This is a genomic window from Arthrobacter sp. CP30 (assembly GCF_053470025.1).
The window spans coordinates 101,859-117,716 of record NZ_JBQEMM010000009.1 but is presented as its reverse complement, the minus strand read 5'-3'; the positions used below and the strand labels follow the sequence as shown (position 1 = coordinate 117,716).

Here is a 15,858-nt window from a genome sequence, read left to right as displayed (position 1 = left end):
TTCCCGTCATGACGGCATCCCTGTCTTTTGGCCCTTGATGCGGTCGACTGTTTCCCCGATGCGGGTGTTGATCGTTTTGTCTCGGAACCAGGGGACGGTGCGGACGATGGTTCCGCCTCCGTTGGAGGTCTTCACCCATGCTCGGTTGGCGGGGAGTTCGGAGAGCTGGGAGACGGACAGGATGTCGCGGCGCTGGGTCTGCACGGACCGGGAGGACCCGTTTCTCGAGGTCGAGGAGCTGCGGACCTTCGCGTCGTACTGGCCGATCGTCTTGGACAGCGACTCGAGAAACTGTGTGTCGTCGGACCCGCCGCCGTAGACCTTGATGGCGGCCGCGGACCAGAGGGTGTCCCACCCGGTGCGTTCGAGCATGGCCATCCCCTGCCCGCGGGTCTGGAAGTAGGAGCTGACGACGATGCCCATGGACCCGAAGAACGAATACCAGTCGGGCAGCTGCTTGAGTTTGACGACGTTCCCGACCTCGTCCAGGTCAGCGACTAGAGGCACCGGAAGGCGGCCACCGGCACGACGGGCGGCCTGCTGCGCGGCCGTGAACACCGCATAGACCAGCATGGACACGAACGCTGCGCCGGAGCCTGCAGCATCCTGCGAGAGCAGGATCAGCGTGTCCTTGCCGGTCACAAATCGGGCCGGATCAAACACCGGGACGCCCGGGGTCGGCGTCGACCACGCCACGAGCTCGTCGTGTACCAACGCTGAGGCCATGCGCTGGGCGCTGGCGGCCACGGACCCGCGGGTGTCGTCTGGTTGGGCGCTCATGCCCTTCATTGCCGATGCCGGGCCCGCAAAGCCGGCACGCTCGAGGAGTACGGCTGGTTCCATGAAGTCCGCGCTAACCACCCACCGCAGGACGTCCTTCATAGTGCCGTCATTTTTGGCGGCGGCGAGGAGGCACCAGGCCAGGAAGTCACGTCCCTGCGAGTCGAACTGCGCGTCCCCCTTGCCTTGACCGGCGTTGGGTGCCGACGAGGTTTCAAAGATTGAGGCAACCTCGCCTGCGCTCACCGTATCCGTGACACAGGTGAGTGGGTTGAAGATCATGGCGGGTCGGTGGCTGTCGCGCCAGATCCGCTGCGGGTCGAACAGCCACACCGTTCCGGTAGCGGTTTCCATTGTTGTGCGGGCGGCCAGGACCTCGGCAACGCCGTCGACCTTGTTGCTGGTCATCACCTACGGGCCGGGCGCTTCGGTGGCGTGACGAACGACCTGTGGTGTCGACTTACCCCGCCCTACCCCTCAGACGTAGGTCGAGCACTCCCGCCAGCCCTGAATAACTGCTTTGGCCCCGGCGTCGCCGGCATACCCGATGGTCGGGCCCGGGCCGATGCTTTCGGCGGTCGGGTGGAGGCGGGCGGCTTCGGTGAGGCGGGCATCGAGCATCGCCGGGCGCATCTTTCCGCCGGGACTCATTCGACGGGATACCTCGGCGGTGCGTGACACCGGGCGGGTCCTCCACCTCGCAAAGGCAGCGATGACCACGACCGCTTCGGCGCCGAGCAGCTAGCTCGCGGCCGCCGGCCACGGATCCCCGGTGGCAAGGCCAATGACGAGGGTGATCGGGTTCCATGACAGGTCGGTGGGAACCGGTGTGAACGCGTCGGCAAGGTGGATGAGGGCGACCGCGGCGAACGCAGCGAGGACCACGAACGAGAGGCGATGACGGGGCCGTTTTCCTCGGTCCACGTCCGGGGGGGGGGGCGGTGACACCTGACTGGTGTTGGGGTTCATCGACCCTTCGGCGACCAGCCGACCAGCCGACCAGCCGACCAGCAGGGCCTTCTCCCGCTCCGAGACGGGAACACCGGTCCAGCAGGTCCGACTCGTTCTGCGCGAGTCCGCCGAGGATTTTTACGGAGGAGCGTTCCACGAAACCGGTCGCGATTTTCGTCAGCTCGTCGGTGGACAGCTGTAGGTCCTCGATGAAGTGCGTGATCATCAGTTGCCCCAGGCCCTCGGTCCGGTTCAGGCGGGTGATGGAGTCGATCTGGTGCACCAGCAGCTCACTGGCGCTCAGGGATTGCCACAGCTCGTCCATGATCATCAGGTGGTGGCGTTCCTCCATCAGGCCCGCGTCGGCGAGGGTCTTCGCGGCCGAGATGCCGGCCTGACCGTAGGACCAGCACACTGTCTGCACCGCGGCGCGGAGCGTCAGCTGCGATTCGTCGATGAGGGAAATATCGAAGTCAACGGAGGCGTCGATCTCTATTTCCTTGGTGGTGTGCTGGCAGAACACGTCGCCGAACGGGCCGTGCTCACCGAGGGCGTTCAGGCCGGCCAGGAAGTTCTTGAGCCGACTGGATCTGCGGTGGCGCGGACTTGATGGCGTCGACAACGTCCCCGACCAGCGGTTGCCGGCTCTCAACTTCTGCTTCTCGGCCGCCATGGCGATCACCATGGACAGCACCGTCTGTTCCTGCTTTTTCGCATCCAGCGGTTCCTTGAACACCAGTTCGATGAGCCCGGTGAGGGTCATCAGGCGCCGTGCGTGGATCTCGGCGCCATCTGCCGCTGCATCGAAGCCGGAAGACACGCGAGCTCCCGCCAGAGCGGGCCGGCGTCGAGAGGGTTGGCCCCTCCGACACCAGTGGCAGCGTTCCACATGATCTTCGCCTCGACAGCCTGCAGCTGGTCAGGGCTCTCGACCGTCGCGGTGACGCCGATGCGAAGCGCACCAGTGCCGCCCTTCGGCTTGCTCCCGTTCGGCCTTGCGGGCCTTCTCGAGGGTGCAATCCGGCCAGCTCGTCGAGCTCACCGTCGGGATCTTCCCGCAGCTCCTGCCTCTCCTTCTCGATCAGGGCTTTCTGGCTGTCCTTCTGGCTACTGACCGACACGTACTCGCCCAGGGCCATCGAGACGGATCCGCCCACGACCGCTGTGGTGCCGGCGACCAGGACCGGCGCGAGGGTGTTCGTCACGCCGGCGACTCCGATCACCGTGGCCGCTGTGGACACGATCCCGTCGTTGGCTCCCGCCACGGCAGCCCGCAGCCGGTTCAACCGTGCCGCAACACCACTGTCATGGGGCTCGACCAGACCCTGTTCATCCGTCATGGAAGCAGTCAACACCCGACGTCCGGCTCCAGCCACGCAGGAACGGCTCACCTGAGACCGGCACCGCAGCAGCCGGCGTGCCTTGACCCTCCGGAACGGGCTGTCGGGCAGTCATGCCTCAGGAGGTTTCGCCGGCAGTTCTACCCGCGCACCCCACTCCGTCCCTGGCTGGAGTGTCCGCTTCCTCATCAGGCAGGTCGACGCTGCCGAGAGTTGACGGGCGCAGCGATAGGTTCCGCCGTCTGAAGTGGTCGTCATCCGTGGGGGTATAAGCCCCGCGTGTGTGGTGGCGGAACGGGTCACCTTCACCGAGGGGGGGTGAAGGTGACCCGTTCCTCCTTCGCACGCGTCAGGCGAAGGTGGCGGCGTCGATGACGAAGCGGTAGCGGACGTCAGAGTTCAGCACACGCTCGTAGGCGTCGTTGATGTCGTCGGCACCGATGAGCTCGGTCTCGGGGTGGATGCCGTGCTCGGCGCAGAAGTCGAGCATCTCCTGCGTCTCGCGGATTCCGCCGATCATCGAACCTGCCCAGCTGCGGCGGCCCGGGATCAGGGCGAACGCGGGGACACCGAGGGGCTCGGAAGGAGCGCCCACGTTCACGAGGGTCCCGTCGACCTTGAGGAGGCCGAGGTAGGCACCCATGTCCACCTTCGCCGAGACCGTGTTGATGATCAGGTCGAACGAGTTGGCGAGCTCCGTGAAGGTCTCGGGGTCCTTCGTGGCGTAGTGGGCCTTCGCGCCGAACCGCAGGGAGTCCTCTTTCTTTGAGGTCGTCTGCGAGAGCACCGTGACCTCGGCGCCGAGGGCAGCGGCGATCTTCACGCCCATGTGGCCGAGACCGCCGAGGCCCACGATGGCCACCTTCGTGTCCGGGCCTGCCTTCCAGTGGTGCAGCGGCGAATAAAGGGTGATCCCGGCGCAGAGCAGCGGGGCGACCTTCTCGAAGTCGAGGCTCTCGGGGACGCGGAGCACGAAGTCTTCGGTGACGACGACGGCCTGCGAGTAGCCGCCCTGGGTGATGGTGCCGTCGGCGGGGTCGACGCCGCCGTACGTCTGGATGTTGCCTTCAGCGCAGTACTGCTCGTCGCCGCGGACGCAGTATTCGCACTCACCGCAGGAGTTGACCATGCAGCCCACGCCGACGCGGTCGCCGACCTTGTGTTTGGTGACCTCGGAGCCGATCTCACTCACGGTGCCGACGATCTCGTGGCCGACGACCTGGGGGTACTGGATGTCGCCCCACTCGCCGCGGACGGTGTGGATGTCGGAATGGCAGACGCCGGAGTAGGCGATGTCGATCAGGACGTCCTTGGGGCCGACGTCGCGGCGCTCGATGGTGGTCCTGATCAGTGGTTCGGTGGCGGACGGTGCCGCGACGGCGTTGACGGTGCGCATGATTCTCCTTGAAAAGGGCGGGGTGTGGGCAGGCTGTGGGCGTACAGATGAGGCATCAGTGCGTCTTCACGACAGCTGGCGTGTTGGTGTCGGTCGATGGTGACCGCGGCCTCGAGGTACACAGGACGCGGGGTGGACCCTGTTGACGCCGGGTGACCGCCAGCGCATCGTCTGAGGCCCCACGATCGGCACCTCTTCGACAGTGCCTGATCAGCGATCCCTACGTAGTAGCCGATCTGTTCGTCGTAGCGGATTCGTCGGCGGTCGATGCTCGACAGTCGATCTTACCGAATCCAGCGCTACTGATTGCGCGCGCCGCCATCGTCGAGTGGCTTGGGAAGCTCAACGGCACGCCTCAATCATGCAGGACGAGGTGAGCGGGAGCTGCTTCGGGGGCCGCTGACCGAACGGCCCGTGCTCACCGAGGGCGTTCAGGCCCACCAGCAGGTTCTTGACCTGCGGCAGGCACTCCTTCCTCACGGCCGCACCCTCCTAAATCCGGTCGGCACGGCTCATCGAGGACAAGACCCCCGATCCTGCTTCTTCGCGTCCGGTGGCTCCCCGGAGACCTACAGCCGGCCGGCATGGCACACGGTCGACGCCGGAGGAGGACCGCGCCGGAACTTCTCACGATGCACCTGCGCCGCGGATAGGTGATCGTCACGAATCGTTCACGCGGCGCGCCAGGACCTGAAACGCAGCCTCACTAGCCTCGGGGAAACGCTCGAACACCATCCCTGGAGGACTCCGTGAGCATCGACGAGGCAGCATCCCCCACCCTTGCCCCACCACCATCGGGCGTCACCGCGCTGACCCATCGCCCCGGCCGCTGGATCGACGGCTGGGATGCCGAGGACACCGCGCAGTGGAACGGCGTCGGCAGGTCCATCGCGAGACGCAACCTGCAGTGGTCCATCGCCTGCGAGTTCCTCGGCTTCGTCGTCTGGCAGCTCTGGTCCATCGTCGTCGTCTACCTGCCGGCGGCGGGCTTCACCTTCACGACGTCGCAGATCTTCTGGCTGATCTCCATGCCGTCCCTCGTCGGTGCGACGCTGCGCATCCCCTACACCTTCATGGTGCCGAGATTCGGCGGACGCAACTGGACCATCATCTCGGCCCTGCTCCTGCTCATCCCGGCCGTCGGACTGGCCCTGTGCGTCTCGAACCCGGAGACGCCGTTCGGCGTGATGCTCGCCGTCGCCGCCCTCGCCGGTCTCGGTGGCGGCAACTTCGCCAGTTCGATGGCGAACATCACCTTCTTCTACCCTGCCCGCGAGAAGGGCTGGGCCCTCGGGCTGAACGCCGCGGGCGGCAACCTCGGTGCCGCCGTCGCGCAGTTCGTGGTCCCCGTCGTGATCGGCCTCGGAGCGGCCTTCACCCTGGGCATCCCCTTCGCCGGGTGGGTCTGGGTCCCGCTGATCCTGGTCGCCGCGTTCGGCGCCTGGAAGTACATGGACAACCTGTCCAACGCCAGGAGCGACCTCGCCGGATCCCTCGCGGCGGTCCGCGAGCCACACCTCTGGATCATGGCGCTCCTCTACATCGGGACGTTCGGCTCGTTCATCGGCTTCGCGGGCGTCTTCCCGAAGCTGATCGCCGATTCCTTCCCGGCCTTCAGGACCATCGACATGATGGGGATCAGCCTCACCCTGGCCTTCCTGGGCCCGCTGGTCGGCTCGCTCGCCCGCCCGTTCGGGGGGCGTCTCGCGGACCGCTTCGGCGGTGCGATCATCACGGTGTGCGCCTTCGCCGTGATGGCGGCCATTGCCCTCACCGTGGTCTGGACGCTGCCCCTGGGCAACTTCTGGCTCTTCCTCGGCCTCTTCCTGGTCCTCTTCACGGCGGCCGGCGCCGGCAACGGTGCCACGTACCGGATGATCCCGATCATCTTCGCCCGGCGCGGCGCAGCGGGACAGGCAGGGGAGGTCCGTGAGTCGGTCAGTACCGCCCGAAAGTCAGCCGCGGCCCTCGGCCTCATCTCCGCCGTCGGTGCCTACGGCGGCTTCCTGATCCCCCAGGTGCTCAACGCGTCGAACAGTGCGACCGGCAGCTATGACAACGCCTTCTACGGCTTCGTGGCCGGCTACGTCCTGATGCTCGCCGTCACCTGCTTCTTCTACCTCCGCCGCTCGTCCACGGTCGGCAAGGTCTGATCCGTGCCGGCCCAGGTGGGAACCGAGACGCACTGCCCCTACTGCGCACTCCAGTGCGCCATGACGGTCACGGCGGGCTCCGGGAGCGTCCGCGGGGACACCGGACGGCACGACGACGCGACGATCGCGGGCCGCGACTTCCCCACCAACCGCGGCGGGCTCTGCCGGAAGGGCTGGTCGGCCGCCGACCTCCTCCGCCACCCGGACCGGCTCACCGCTCCCCTGCTGCGTGGACCGGACGGCGTGCTCCGGGAATCGACGTGGGACACCGTGCTCCCCCTCATCTCCCGACGCGTCCGGAGCATCCAGGCCGAGCACGGCCAGGATGCCGTCGCGGTCTTCGGCGGCGGCGGGCTCACCAACGAGAAGGCGTACACCCTCGGCAAGTTCGCGCGGCTGGCCCTTCGCACCTCGAGGATCGACTACAACGGACGGTTCTGCATGTCCTCCGCGGCAGCCGCCGGGAACCGTGCCTTCGGCGTCGACCGCGGCCTGCCGTTCCCCCTGGCCGACCTCGACGACGCGTCGGTGGTGCTGCTGCTCGGGTCCAATGCGGCGGACACCATGCCGCCCTTCATCCAGCACCTCCGCGGCGCACAGGCGGCGGGCGGACTGATCGTCGTCGACCCCCGCCGTTCCGCCACCGCACGCCTGACCGGACAGGGGCAGGGCCTCCACCTCCAGCCCACCCCGGGGACGGACCTCGCGCTCCTGCTCGGGCTCGCGCACGTCGTCGTCGCCGAGGGTCTCGAGGACCGCGCCTTCCTCGCGTCCCGGACGCGGGGGTACGGGGACGTCGCCCGGGAACTGGCGCGCTGGTGGCCCGAGCGCGTCCAGGCCGTCACCGGCGTCCCGGCCCCGCTGATCCGCGCGACGGCGAGGCTCCTCGCCCGCGGCGCCCGCAGCGGGACGGCCGGCGGACCCGGTGCGTACATCCTCACGGGGCGCGGCATCGAGCAGCACGCCGACGGCACGGACACCACCACGGCCGCGATCAACCTGGCGCTGCTCCTCGGCCTGCCCGGCACCGCGGGAAGCGGGTACGGCACCCTGACGGGTCAGGGCAACGGGCAGGGCGGCCGCGAGCACGGACAGAAGGCGGACCAGCTGCCGGGCTACCGCAGGATCACCGACCCCGCGGCCCGCGCGCACCTGGCATCCGTGTGGGGCGTGCCCGAGGACGCCATCCCCGGACCGGGACTTCCGGCGGTCGAGCTGCTCGCCTCGCTGGGGCGACCCGATGGCACGCGCTGCCTCTTCGTCCACGGAGCCAACGTGGCGGTCTCGGCACCCGACGCCTCCGCGGTCATCGCGGGCCTGGAGTCCCTGGACCTGCTGGTCGTCTCGGACTTCTTCCTCTCCGAGACCGCTGCCCTCGCCGACGTCGTGCTCCCGGTGCTGCAGTGGGCCGAGGAGGAGGGCACCGTGACGAACCTCGAGGGACGCGTCCTCCGCCGCCGCGCCGCCGTCACGCCGCCGTCCGACGCCCGGAGCGAGCTGTGGATCATGCAGGAACTCGCGCGCCTGCTGGAGGCCCCCTCGGTGTTCAGCGAGGACCCGGAGACCATGTTCGACGAGCTGGCGCGCGCGAGTGCCGGCGGCCCTGCCGACTACTCCGGCCTCGACTACGCCGTGCTCGACGGCGGCTCCCCCGCCTACTGGCCCTATCCGATCGGCAGCACCGGCACGCCCCGGCTCTTCCTCGACACCTTCGCCCACTCCGACGGCCGGGCCGTCCTCGTCCCCGTCACCCCGCGCGCCGACAGTGCGGCGGCCCGCGTCCCGGCGCCCCTGCTCCTCGCGACGGGCCGCCTGCTCGAGCACTACCAGTCGGGTACGCAGACGCGCCGCGTGCCCGAGCTGCTCGCCGCCCGGCCAGGGCCCCGCCTGGACCTGCACCCCGCCACGGCGCAGGGGCTCGGGATCGGCCAGGGCGACCCCGTCCTCGTCACCAGCACGCACGGGGAGGCGCAGGCCACCGTCCACCTGACCCCGGACATCCGCCAGGACACGGTGTTCCTCGCCTTCCATTTCGCCGGCGCCGGGAGCGCGAACCTCCTGACGGGCGGGCCGACCGACCCGGTCTCGGGCATGCCGGAGTTCAAGACGACGCCGGTACGGGTGACCCGCCTCATCGCGCGCGCCCAGGGGGACGATCAGGTACAGGAGGTGTACGCATGACGGCCACGGGCGAATCCGCTGCCGAGCGGATCGTGATCGTGGGCTTCGGGCCCGTCGCCGCACGCCTTCTCGAACACCTCGAACCGCTCGTCGCTGCGGGCGCCGTCGCGGTGACCGTGATCGGCCAGGAGCCGGAGGCTGCATACAACCGCGTCCTGGTCGCGGATGTCGCCGTCGGCCGCACCCGGGAGGGGGCCATCCGGCTCGCGGACGCCGCGGCACTGGCCACCCTCGGCATCGACGTCCGGCTCGGTGCGCGCGTCACCCGGGTGGACCGGCCGTTCCGGCGCGTGCTGCTCGACGACGGTGGGAGCGTCGACTACGACCGCCTGGTCCTCGCGACCGGCTCGCGCCCCGTCCTCCCCCGGCTCGCCGGGATCGACGACGCTCTGCTGCCTGCCGGTGTCAGCTTCCTCCGGGATCTCGCCGACGCGCGGGCGCTCTCCTCGGCCATGGCCGCGGACCGGCGCGTCGTGGTGCTCGGCGGCGGGATCCTCGGCATCGAGGCCGCCCTCGCCGCCGCCGAGGAGGGAGCACGCGTCACGCTCGTCCACTCCGGCCGCGCTCCGCTGGAACGCCATCTCGGCGATGGCGCCCGCGTCCTCGGAGCGGCGCTCGCCCGGACCGGTATCACCGTGACGGGCGGTGCCTCGACAGGGATCACCCTGACGGACGGGCGTTTCTCGGGCCTCACCCTCGAGGGCGGCCTGCAGGTCGAGGGCGGGGCGCTGGTGATCGCCTGCGGTGTCCGTCCGCGGACCGAGCTCGCGGATGGCTGCGACCTCAACACCGCCGCCGGCATCCTCGTGGACCACGACCTCCGCGCGCTCGACACCCGGGACATCTGGGCCATCGGCGACTGCGCCGAGGTGCGCTGCTGGGATCCCTCCTGCGCGGGATGCTCCGGAACCACCGTGCCGCAGGGGCTGATCGGGCCGGGCTGGCAGCAGGCGGACCAGCTCGGGGCGGCCTTCACCGCCGAGCTCACCGGCGCCCTCCCGTCCGCCGCCGCCGGGCCGCCCGATCGGCGGGACCCCCTCCTGCTCCTCAAGGCCCGCGGTGTCGACGCCGTGACCGCCGGGGAGACCGACGCCGATCCCTGGTCCACGGAGCCCGGCCTCGACGTCGCCGTATGGACCGACCCGGGCCACGGCCGCTACGCGAAGATGGTGACGCGCGACGGCGTCCTCGCGGGACTGGTCTGCGTGGGCATGCCGCGGACCGGCGCCGAACTGGTGCTGCTCTTCGAGCGGGGCAGCGAACTGCCGGCCGACCGCTCGAGCCTCCTGCGCCTCGACGGTGTGGAGGGAGGGGCACCGGCCCTCCTTCCGGGACCGGAGGCGACGCTGTGCCGGTGCGCCGGCATCACGCGGGGCACGGTGGAGGCCTCCGTCCGCGCGGGCTGCACGACGGTACAGGAGGTGTCCGCGGGGACCCGTGCCGGCACCGGGTGCGGAGGCTGCCACGAGGACATCCGGTCGGCGATCGAGCAGCATTACGCGGCGGCAGTGGCCCCGTGAGCGGGCAACGGGTGCTCAGACGTGCAGCCGGTACCCGCGCTTGACCACCGTCTCGACGAGGTGCGGGTCGGGCAGCGACTTCCGCAGGCGGTTCACGTTCATGTCCAGTGCGTGCCCTGCCCCGGTGTGCGCGAGCAGGGAGGTGAGCGCGTCCCGGCTCAGCACCGCGCCGCGCGCGGAGAGCAGCGCCTTGAACAGCACCAGCTGCGCGGGGGCGAGGTCCACCTCGACGTCGTCGACCCGCACGGACCGGCCGCGCACCTCCACGTATCCGGCGCGCGTGCGGAGCTGCTCCACGTGGTGTTCCGCGAGGTGGTCGCACACGAGGCGGATCAGCGCGCCCATACGGAAGCGCTCGGGGACGATCGGCTCGATCCCCGCATCGACCAGGGGCTGCGCGGTGACCGGGCCCACGGCGGCGGCGAGGACGCTCCGCCGGAAACGCTGGATCAGTTCCTCCTGCAGCCCCTGTTCCGCGGCGGTGCTGAACAGCGCGTCGACGGCCGGTGCACTCGTGAACGTCACGCAGTCCAGCCGGCCCGCACACACGGCCTCGATGAGGCGGGGCAACCGCTCGGATCCCTCGGGCTTGATCCACCGGTAGGGCGTCACGGTGAGGAGGGCGGCGCCGGCTGACCGCAGGCGTTCCAGCTGATGCGCATCCGCGTAGGCGTGCAGCTGCACACCGATTGTCAGCCCGGCGAGGTCCTGCTCCAGCAGCTCGTCCACGAGCGTCGCCGTGGTCTCGTCGGAACTGATGCCGACGTCGTCGAGCCCCGCGGCGCGCACCGCACCCCGCGCCTTCGGGCCGCGGACGTAGATCCGGCCGCTCCCGAGCACGTCCAGGAGATCGTCACCGAGGCCCGCGGCGTCCGCGGCCTCGAACCACCTGCGCATGCCGTACGCCGTCGTGATGAGGAAGAGATCGGGCCGGGCCTCGACGATGGCGGCCGTGTCGGCGAGCAGGTCGACGTCCTCGGCGATGGGCGCGATCTTCAGCGCGGGGGCGTGGAACACGGAGGCCCCACGCCGTTCCAGGGCGTCGATGAGGTCGCCGGAGCGTCGGTCGGACGTGACCCCGATCCGGAACCCGGCGAGCTGTCCGCCGGACGTGTCGATGCGGAGGGTCTCGGTCATGAGGCCAGCGATTCCGTGAGGCGGGCCAGGTGCGCCGCTCCGCCCTGCAGCTCCAGACCCACGCGCACCACCTCACCGATCACGAGTACCGCCGGCGATTGGCAGCGCGCGGCACCCGCCGCGGTCACGATCGTGGCGAGCGTCCCCGCCGTCGTCCGCTGCGACGCGCTGTAGCCGCGCTCGACGACGGCGACCGGCATGTCCGGCCGCATTCCCGCGCGGCCGAGGCCCGCGACCAGCTGGGGCAGCGTCGAGACGCCCATGAGGACCACGATGGTCCCGCCGAGCCCGGCGAGGTGCAGGTGCTCCTCCTCGGAGAGGGGCGCGTGGCCCGAGACCACCGTGAACACGTGGCTGACGCCCCGGTGCGTGACAGGGATACCCGCCGCGGCCGGCACCGAGATCGCGGAGCTGACGCCGGGGACCACCCGGCACGGGACGCGTGCCTCCAGGCAGACAGCGAGCTCCTCGCTGCCGCGCCCGAAGACGAACGGGTCCCCGCCCTTCAGCCGCACCACGTGCCGCCCCTCCCGCGCGTGCCGGACGAGCAGGTCGTTGATGCCGGACTGCGGGACGCGGTGGTGCCCCGGCAGCTTGCCGACGTCGATCAGCTCCGCGGCCGGGGCGAGGACGGCGAGGTCCTCGGTGGGTGCCAGCCTGTCGTACAGCACGACGTCGGCCTCGCGGAGGGCGGCCGCGGCGTCGAGCGTGAGCAGGCCGAGCGCTCCCGGACCGCCGCCGATCAGCGTCACGTGGCCGGGCCCCCCGGCTGCGGCCTCCTCCCGGACGACCAGGACACCGGCGTGCCGGCAGCGTTCCCGCAGATCCCCGGCGACGTCGGTCCGGTCCGGTCCCGCCGGCCCCGATCCGGCAGCCACGGACGGAACGTCCGCGGCCCGGGGGGTGCATCCGCCCCCGTGCGCTCCCTCGACGAGGACGACGAGGCGCGCGCCCGCCAGGGCGCCCCGTTGGAGCGCCGCGGCACCGCCCACGCGCTCGACGTCGGCCCCGGCGGCGCGATACCGCGCCAGGACCCTGCGCGAGGCCTGCTCGGTCCCGACGACCACGACGCGTTGCCCGGCCAGATCGACGTCGAGCTGCATGGTCAGCCTTCCGTTCGTGGCATGGTGCCGGCCCCGGCGCGCACGGGGATCGCGGAGCCGAGATCGGTCCGCCGTGCCCGGGCCTCGAGTTCCGCCTCCGTGGCCGGGCGTCGCTGGCCGCGTTCCTCGACGAGGACGATCGACTGGTCCGCGGCGTCCGGCGCGTTGACGAAGGACCGGAAACGGCGGAGCCGGTCCGGGTCCCTGAGCGTCGCGGCCCACTCGTCCTCGTAGTGCTCCACGTGCCGGGCCATGGCCGCCTCCAGGTCCTCGCCGATGCCGAGGGAATTCTCGACGACGACGCTGCGCACATGGTCGAGACCACCGTCGAGGTCGTCCATCCAGCGGGCGGTGCGCTGCATCCGGTCCGCCGTCCGGATGTAGTACATGAGGTAGCGGTCGATGTACCTAATCAGGGTCTGCCCGTCGAGGTCCTGGGCGAGGAGCTGTGCGTGGGCCGGCTGGAACCCCCCGTTGCCGCCCACGTAGAGGTTCCAGCCCTGGTCCGTAGCGATCACGCCGACGTCCTTGCTGCGGGCCTCGGCGCATTCTCGGGCGCACCCCGAGACGCCCATCTTGAACTTGTGCGGCGCGCGCAGCCCGCGGTACCGCAGTTCGAGGTCGATCGCCATGGCCACCGAGTCCTGGACGCCGAACCGGCACCAGGTGGACCCGACGCAGGACTTCACGTTCCGCAGAGCCTTGCCGTAGGCCTGGCCGGACTCGAACCCGGCCTCGACGAGGATCTTCCAGATCTCCGGCAGCTGCTCGAGCCGCGCGCCGAAGAGGTCGATGCGCAGCGCGCCCGTCAGCTTCACGTACAGGCCGAACTGCTCCGCCACCTGCGCGATCACCGCGAGTTTCTGCGGGGTGATCTCGCCTCCCGGGATGCGCGGCACCACGGAGTAGGTGCCGTTGCGCTGCATGTTCGCCAGCGCCCGGTCGTTGGTGTCCTGCAGCGTGCCGCGGCCGCCGTCGAGCACGTACTCGCCACGCTGGGTCGCGAGGATGGACCCGATGGCCGGCTTGCAGATGTCGCAGCCGTGACCGGCCCTCGCCTCGTCGGTGGTGCCGAAACGCCGGATGATGTCGGTGAAGGAGCTGAGGTCGAGCGCCTGGATGGCCTCGAACAGCTCGGGCCGGGACATCCCGAAGTGCTCGCACAGCCCCCGGGAGACCGTCCGCCCGGCCTTCGTGAGTTCACCGTCGAGGAGCTTCTTGAGCATCGGGACGCAGGAGCCGCACTGCGTCCCCGCCCGCGAGCAGGCCTTGAGTGACGGCAGGTCGAGGGCGGGTTCCACCGCCGAGCCGTCCTCCGCCGTCCCATGGACCGCCGAACGGCAGGCCCCCGCCGTCACGTTGTTGCAGGAGCAGAGCACGACGTCGTCCGGCAGCTCGGACTGCGGCGCCTCGCTGCCGCCCGCGGAGGAGAGGTACGCGCCGGGTTCGGCGGGGAGTTCGCGTCCGAGGAGCGGTCGCAGCGCCGAGTAGGGGGCCGCGTCGCCCACGAAGATCCCGCCGAGCAGGGTCTTCGCATCGTCGGTGACCACGAGCTTCTGGTAGAGCCCGCGTGCGGGATCTGCGTAGACGATCTCGAGGCTGCCCTCGGTGTCGGCGAGCGCATCCCCGAAGCTCGCCACCTCCACGCCGGAGAGTTTGAGCTTGGTCGCCGTGTCGAAGCCCGCGAAGCTCGAGACCCCGCCGAGGATCCCGTCGGCGCAGACCTCGGCCATGGCGTTCGCCGGCGCCACCAGCCCCATGCTGACGCCACCGTAGCTGGCCACCTCGCCGATCGCCCAGACGCCCGGCACCGACGTCTCGCAGGAGGCGCTGATGACCACGCCGCCGCGCGGTGCAGTGGCCAGGCCCGCATCGCGGGCCAGCTCGTCCCGGGGGCGGATACCGACGGCGAAGACCACCAGATCCGCGGGGAGCACCGCCCCGTCGCTGAGGCCCACGGCCGTGACCCGGCCGTCGTCGTCCCTGTCGATCGAGGTCGGAGCCCCGCCGCAGTGGAGGCCGAGCCCCTTGGCGGCGATGAGGCGGCCGAGGGCCTGGCCGCCGCCCTGGTCGAGCTGTGCGTTCATGAGCCAGCCGGCGCGGTTCACCACCGTGGCGTCGGCGCCGAGGACCTGCAGCCCGCCCGCGGCCTCGAGCCCGAGGAGCCCGCCGCCCACCACGACGGCGCGCGGCGGCCGCCCGAGGTCCTCCGCGAGTCTCGCCGTCTCAGTCCGCAGCCAATGCACGTCGTCGAGCGTGCGGTAGACGGCAGCGTGCTCGCCGTTGGGCACCGGCAACCGCACGGCATCGGAGCCTGTGGCGAGGACGGCGTCGTCGTACGCGTAGACCGTCCCGGACGCGCCGATGACACAGCGTGCCGCCGTGTCGAGCCGCACGGCGCGCTCACCCGTGACGAGGCGGATGGTGGGTTCGCGCCACATGAGGGGTTCACCGAGGGTGAGATCGACGTCGCCCGTGAGCGCCGAACTCAGCGCCACGCGATCGTAGGGCGCGTGCTCCTCCTCGGTCAGGACGGTGATGTGCAGTCCGTCCGTGCCGCGCCGCCAGAGCGCCTCGACGAAGCGGTGGGCCGCCGGGCCGCCACCGACGACGACGATGCGGCGCTCCGCTCCTTGCGGGGAGTCCCCGGCGGGCCGTGGTGATCGCGTCTCGCTCATGGGTGCCTTCCGTCCGGACCTGGTGTCCCGTTCCTTGGCTCCCACAGTACGAACGGGCAATTTCTCCCGTGTGTCACCGATGTGTCGCAACGTTAACTTCCGGCTCACGCGGCAGCCCGACCGCGGTGAGCCCGAAGTTACCCGCGCGCAACAGCGGCGGGACGCACCCGACACGCGCGGTGCCTAGCGTGGGATGCAGCCCGACCGTCGCCCGACAGGAGAACCGACATGACCGAACTCGTCCTGCAGCGTCCCGTGGACGCGGGAACCACGGAGCCCACCTGGCGTCCGGTGTGCCGCCTCGACGACCTCGAGGAGTGCTGGGGCGAGGCCGCCCTGGTGGACGGCGAGCAGATCGCCCTGTTCCGGCTGCCCGGCGACAGGCTCCACGCCGTCGGCAACATCGACCCCCGGACCCGCGCGGCGGTGATGGCCCGGGGGATCGTGGGGTCCAGGGGCGCAGCACCCACCATCGCCTCTCCACTGCACAAGGAGGTGTACGACCTCACGACCGGCGCCTGCCTCTCGGGCGGCGAGGGCCTCCTGACCTATCCCGTCCGGAGCGTGGACGGCGTCGTCCAGGTCGGCCGCGCTGCGTGATACCGGGCCGGATGCTTGA

Annotated in this window: 13 protein-coding genes and 1 pseudogene; 5 read left to right on the top strand and 9 right to left on the bottom strand. The window is 70.5% G+C overall.

Going from position 1 to position 15,858, the window contains the following annotated elements:
• Positions 1-6 precede the first annotated feature (6 nt).
• The 3 genes from ACTIMO_RS12855 to ACTIMO_RS12845 all read right to left on the bottom strand — a co-directional run bounded on the left by ACTIMO_RS12855 (position 7) and on the right by ACTIMO_RS12845 (position 1,665).
• Positions 7-1,188, bottom strand: coding sequence for a type IV secretory system conjugative DNA transfer family protein (locus tag ACTIMO_RS12855; protein WP_448182640.1), 1,182 nt, complete (start codon positions 1,186-1,188; stop codon positions 7-9).
• A 69-nt stretch (positions 1,189-1,257) separates the two neighbouring features.
• On the bottom strand, positions 1,258-1,431 hold the full coding sequence (locus ACTIMO_RS12850; RefSeq protein ID WP_191931579.1) for a hypothetical protein: 174 nt from the start codon (positions 1,429-1,431) through the stop codon (positions 1,258-1,260).
• A 90-nt stretch (positions 1,432-1,521) separates the two neighbouring features.
• The gene (locus tag ACTIMO_RS12845) at positions 1,522-1,665 is read right to left on the bottom strand and encodes a hypothetical protein (RefSeq protein ID WP_191931580.1); all 144 of its coding nucleotides are present in this window, start codon (positions 1,663-1,665) and stop codon (positions 1,522-1,524) included.
• Positions 1,666-2,008: 343 nt separating this feature from the next.
• Here ACTIMO_RS12845 and ACTIMO_RS12840 point away from each other — a divergent pair, with 343 nt between their 5' ends.
• The gene (locus ACTIMO_RS12840) at positions 2,009-2,341 is read left to right on the top strand and encodes a hypothetical protein (RefSeq protein ID WP_448182639.1); all 333 of its coding nucleotides are present in this window, start codon (positions 2,009-2,011) and stop codon (positions 2,339-2,341) included.
• Positions 2,342-2,732: 391 nt separating this feature from the next.
• Here the strand turns inward: ACTIMO_RS12840 and ACTIMO_RS12835 are convergent.
• The 3 genes and pseudogenes from ACTIMO_RS12835 to ACTIMO_RS12825 all read right to left on the bottom strand — a co-directional run.
• A pseudogene (locus ACTIMO_RS12835) lies at positions 2,733-3,071 on the bottom strand (VIT1/CCC1 transporter family protein); the annotation flags it as partial.
• 349 nt (positions 3,072-3,420) lie between these two features.
• Complete coding sequence (locus tag ACTIMO_RS12830) at positions 3,421-4,467, bottom strand: NAD(P)-dependent alcohol dehydrogenase (RefSeq protein ID WP_448182638.1); 1,047 nt, start codon at positions 4,465-4,467, stop codon at positions 3,421-3,423.
• Positions 4,468-4,809: 342 nt separating this feature from the next.
• Positions 4,810-4,947 (bottom strand): hypothetical protein, encoded by a 138-nt coding sequence (locus ACTIMO_RS12825; RefSeq protein ID WP_448182637.1) that lies wholly within the window; start codon positions 4,945-4,947, stop codon positions 4,810-4,812.
• A gap of 269 nt (positions 4,948-5,216) precedes the next feature.
• On the opposite strand from ACTIMO_RS12825, the gene ACTIMO_RS12820 reads away from it, so the two are divergent.
• From ACTIMO_RS12820 to ACTIMO_RS12810, 3 genes are read left to right on the top strand one after another with little or no spacing between them, the layout of a single operon-like run.
• Positions 5,217-6,620 (top strand): MFS transporter, encoded by a 1,404-nt coding sequence (locus ACTIMO_RS12820; RefSeq protein ID WP_448182636.1) that lies wholly within the window; start codon positions 5,217-5,219, stop codon positions 6,618-6,620.
• A gap of 3 nt (positions 6,621-6,623) precedes the next feature.
• Positions 6,624-8,801, top strand: a complete 2,178-nt coding sequence (locus tag ACTIMO_RS12815; protein WP_448182635.1) for a molybdopterin oxidoreductase family protein — start codon at positions 6,624-6,626, stop codon at positions 8,799-8,801.
• Complete coding sequence (locus tag ACTIMO_RS12810; protein WP_448182634.1) at positions 8,798-10,321, top strand: FAD-dependent oxidoreductase; 1,524 nt, start codon at positions 8,798-8,800, stop codon at positions 10,319-10,321. Before ACTIMO_RS12815 ends, ACTIMO_RS12810 begins: the two co-directional genes overlap by 4 nt.
• A 15-nt stretch (positions 10,322-10,336) precedes the next feature.
• On the opposite strand, the gene ACTIMO_RS12805 is transcribed toward ACTIMO_RS12810, so the two are convergent.
• The 3 genes from ACTIMO_RS12805 to nirB are packed head-to-tail and all read right to left on the bottom strand — an operon-like array spanning position 10,337 to position 15,239.
• Positions 10,337-11,458, bottom strand: coding sequence for a uroporphyrinogen-III synthase (locus ACTIMO_RS12805; protein ID WP_055768177.1), 1,122 nt, complete (start codon positions 11,456-11,458; stop codon positions 10,337-10,339).
• A complete protein-coding gene (cobA, locus tag ACTIMO_RS12800; protein ID WP_448182633.1) occupies positions 11,455-12,561 on the bottom strand; it encodes a uroporphyrinogen-III C-methyltransferase in 1,107 nt (368 codons plus the stop codon). The genes ACTIMO_RS12805 and cobA overlap by 4 nt, the downstream gene beginning before the upstream one ends.
• A 2-nt stretch (positions 12,562-12,563) precedes the next feature.
• Entirely contained in the window at positions 12,564-15,239 is a 2,676-nt protein-coding gene (gene nirB / locus ACTIMO_RS12795; RefSeq protein WP_448182632.1) for a nitrite reductase large subunit NirB, read from the bottom strand.
• Positions 15,240-15,467: 228 nt separating this feature from the next.
• Here nirB and nirD point away from each other — a divergent pair, with 228 nt between their 5' ends.
• Positions 15,468-15,839, top strand: coding sequence for a nitrite reductase small subunit NirD (nirD, locus tag ACTIMO_RS12790; RefSeq protein WP_448182631.1), 372 nt, complete (start codon positions 15,468-15,470; stop codon positions 15,837-15,839).
• Positions 15,840-15,858: the final 19 nt, after the last annotated feature.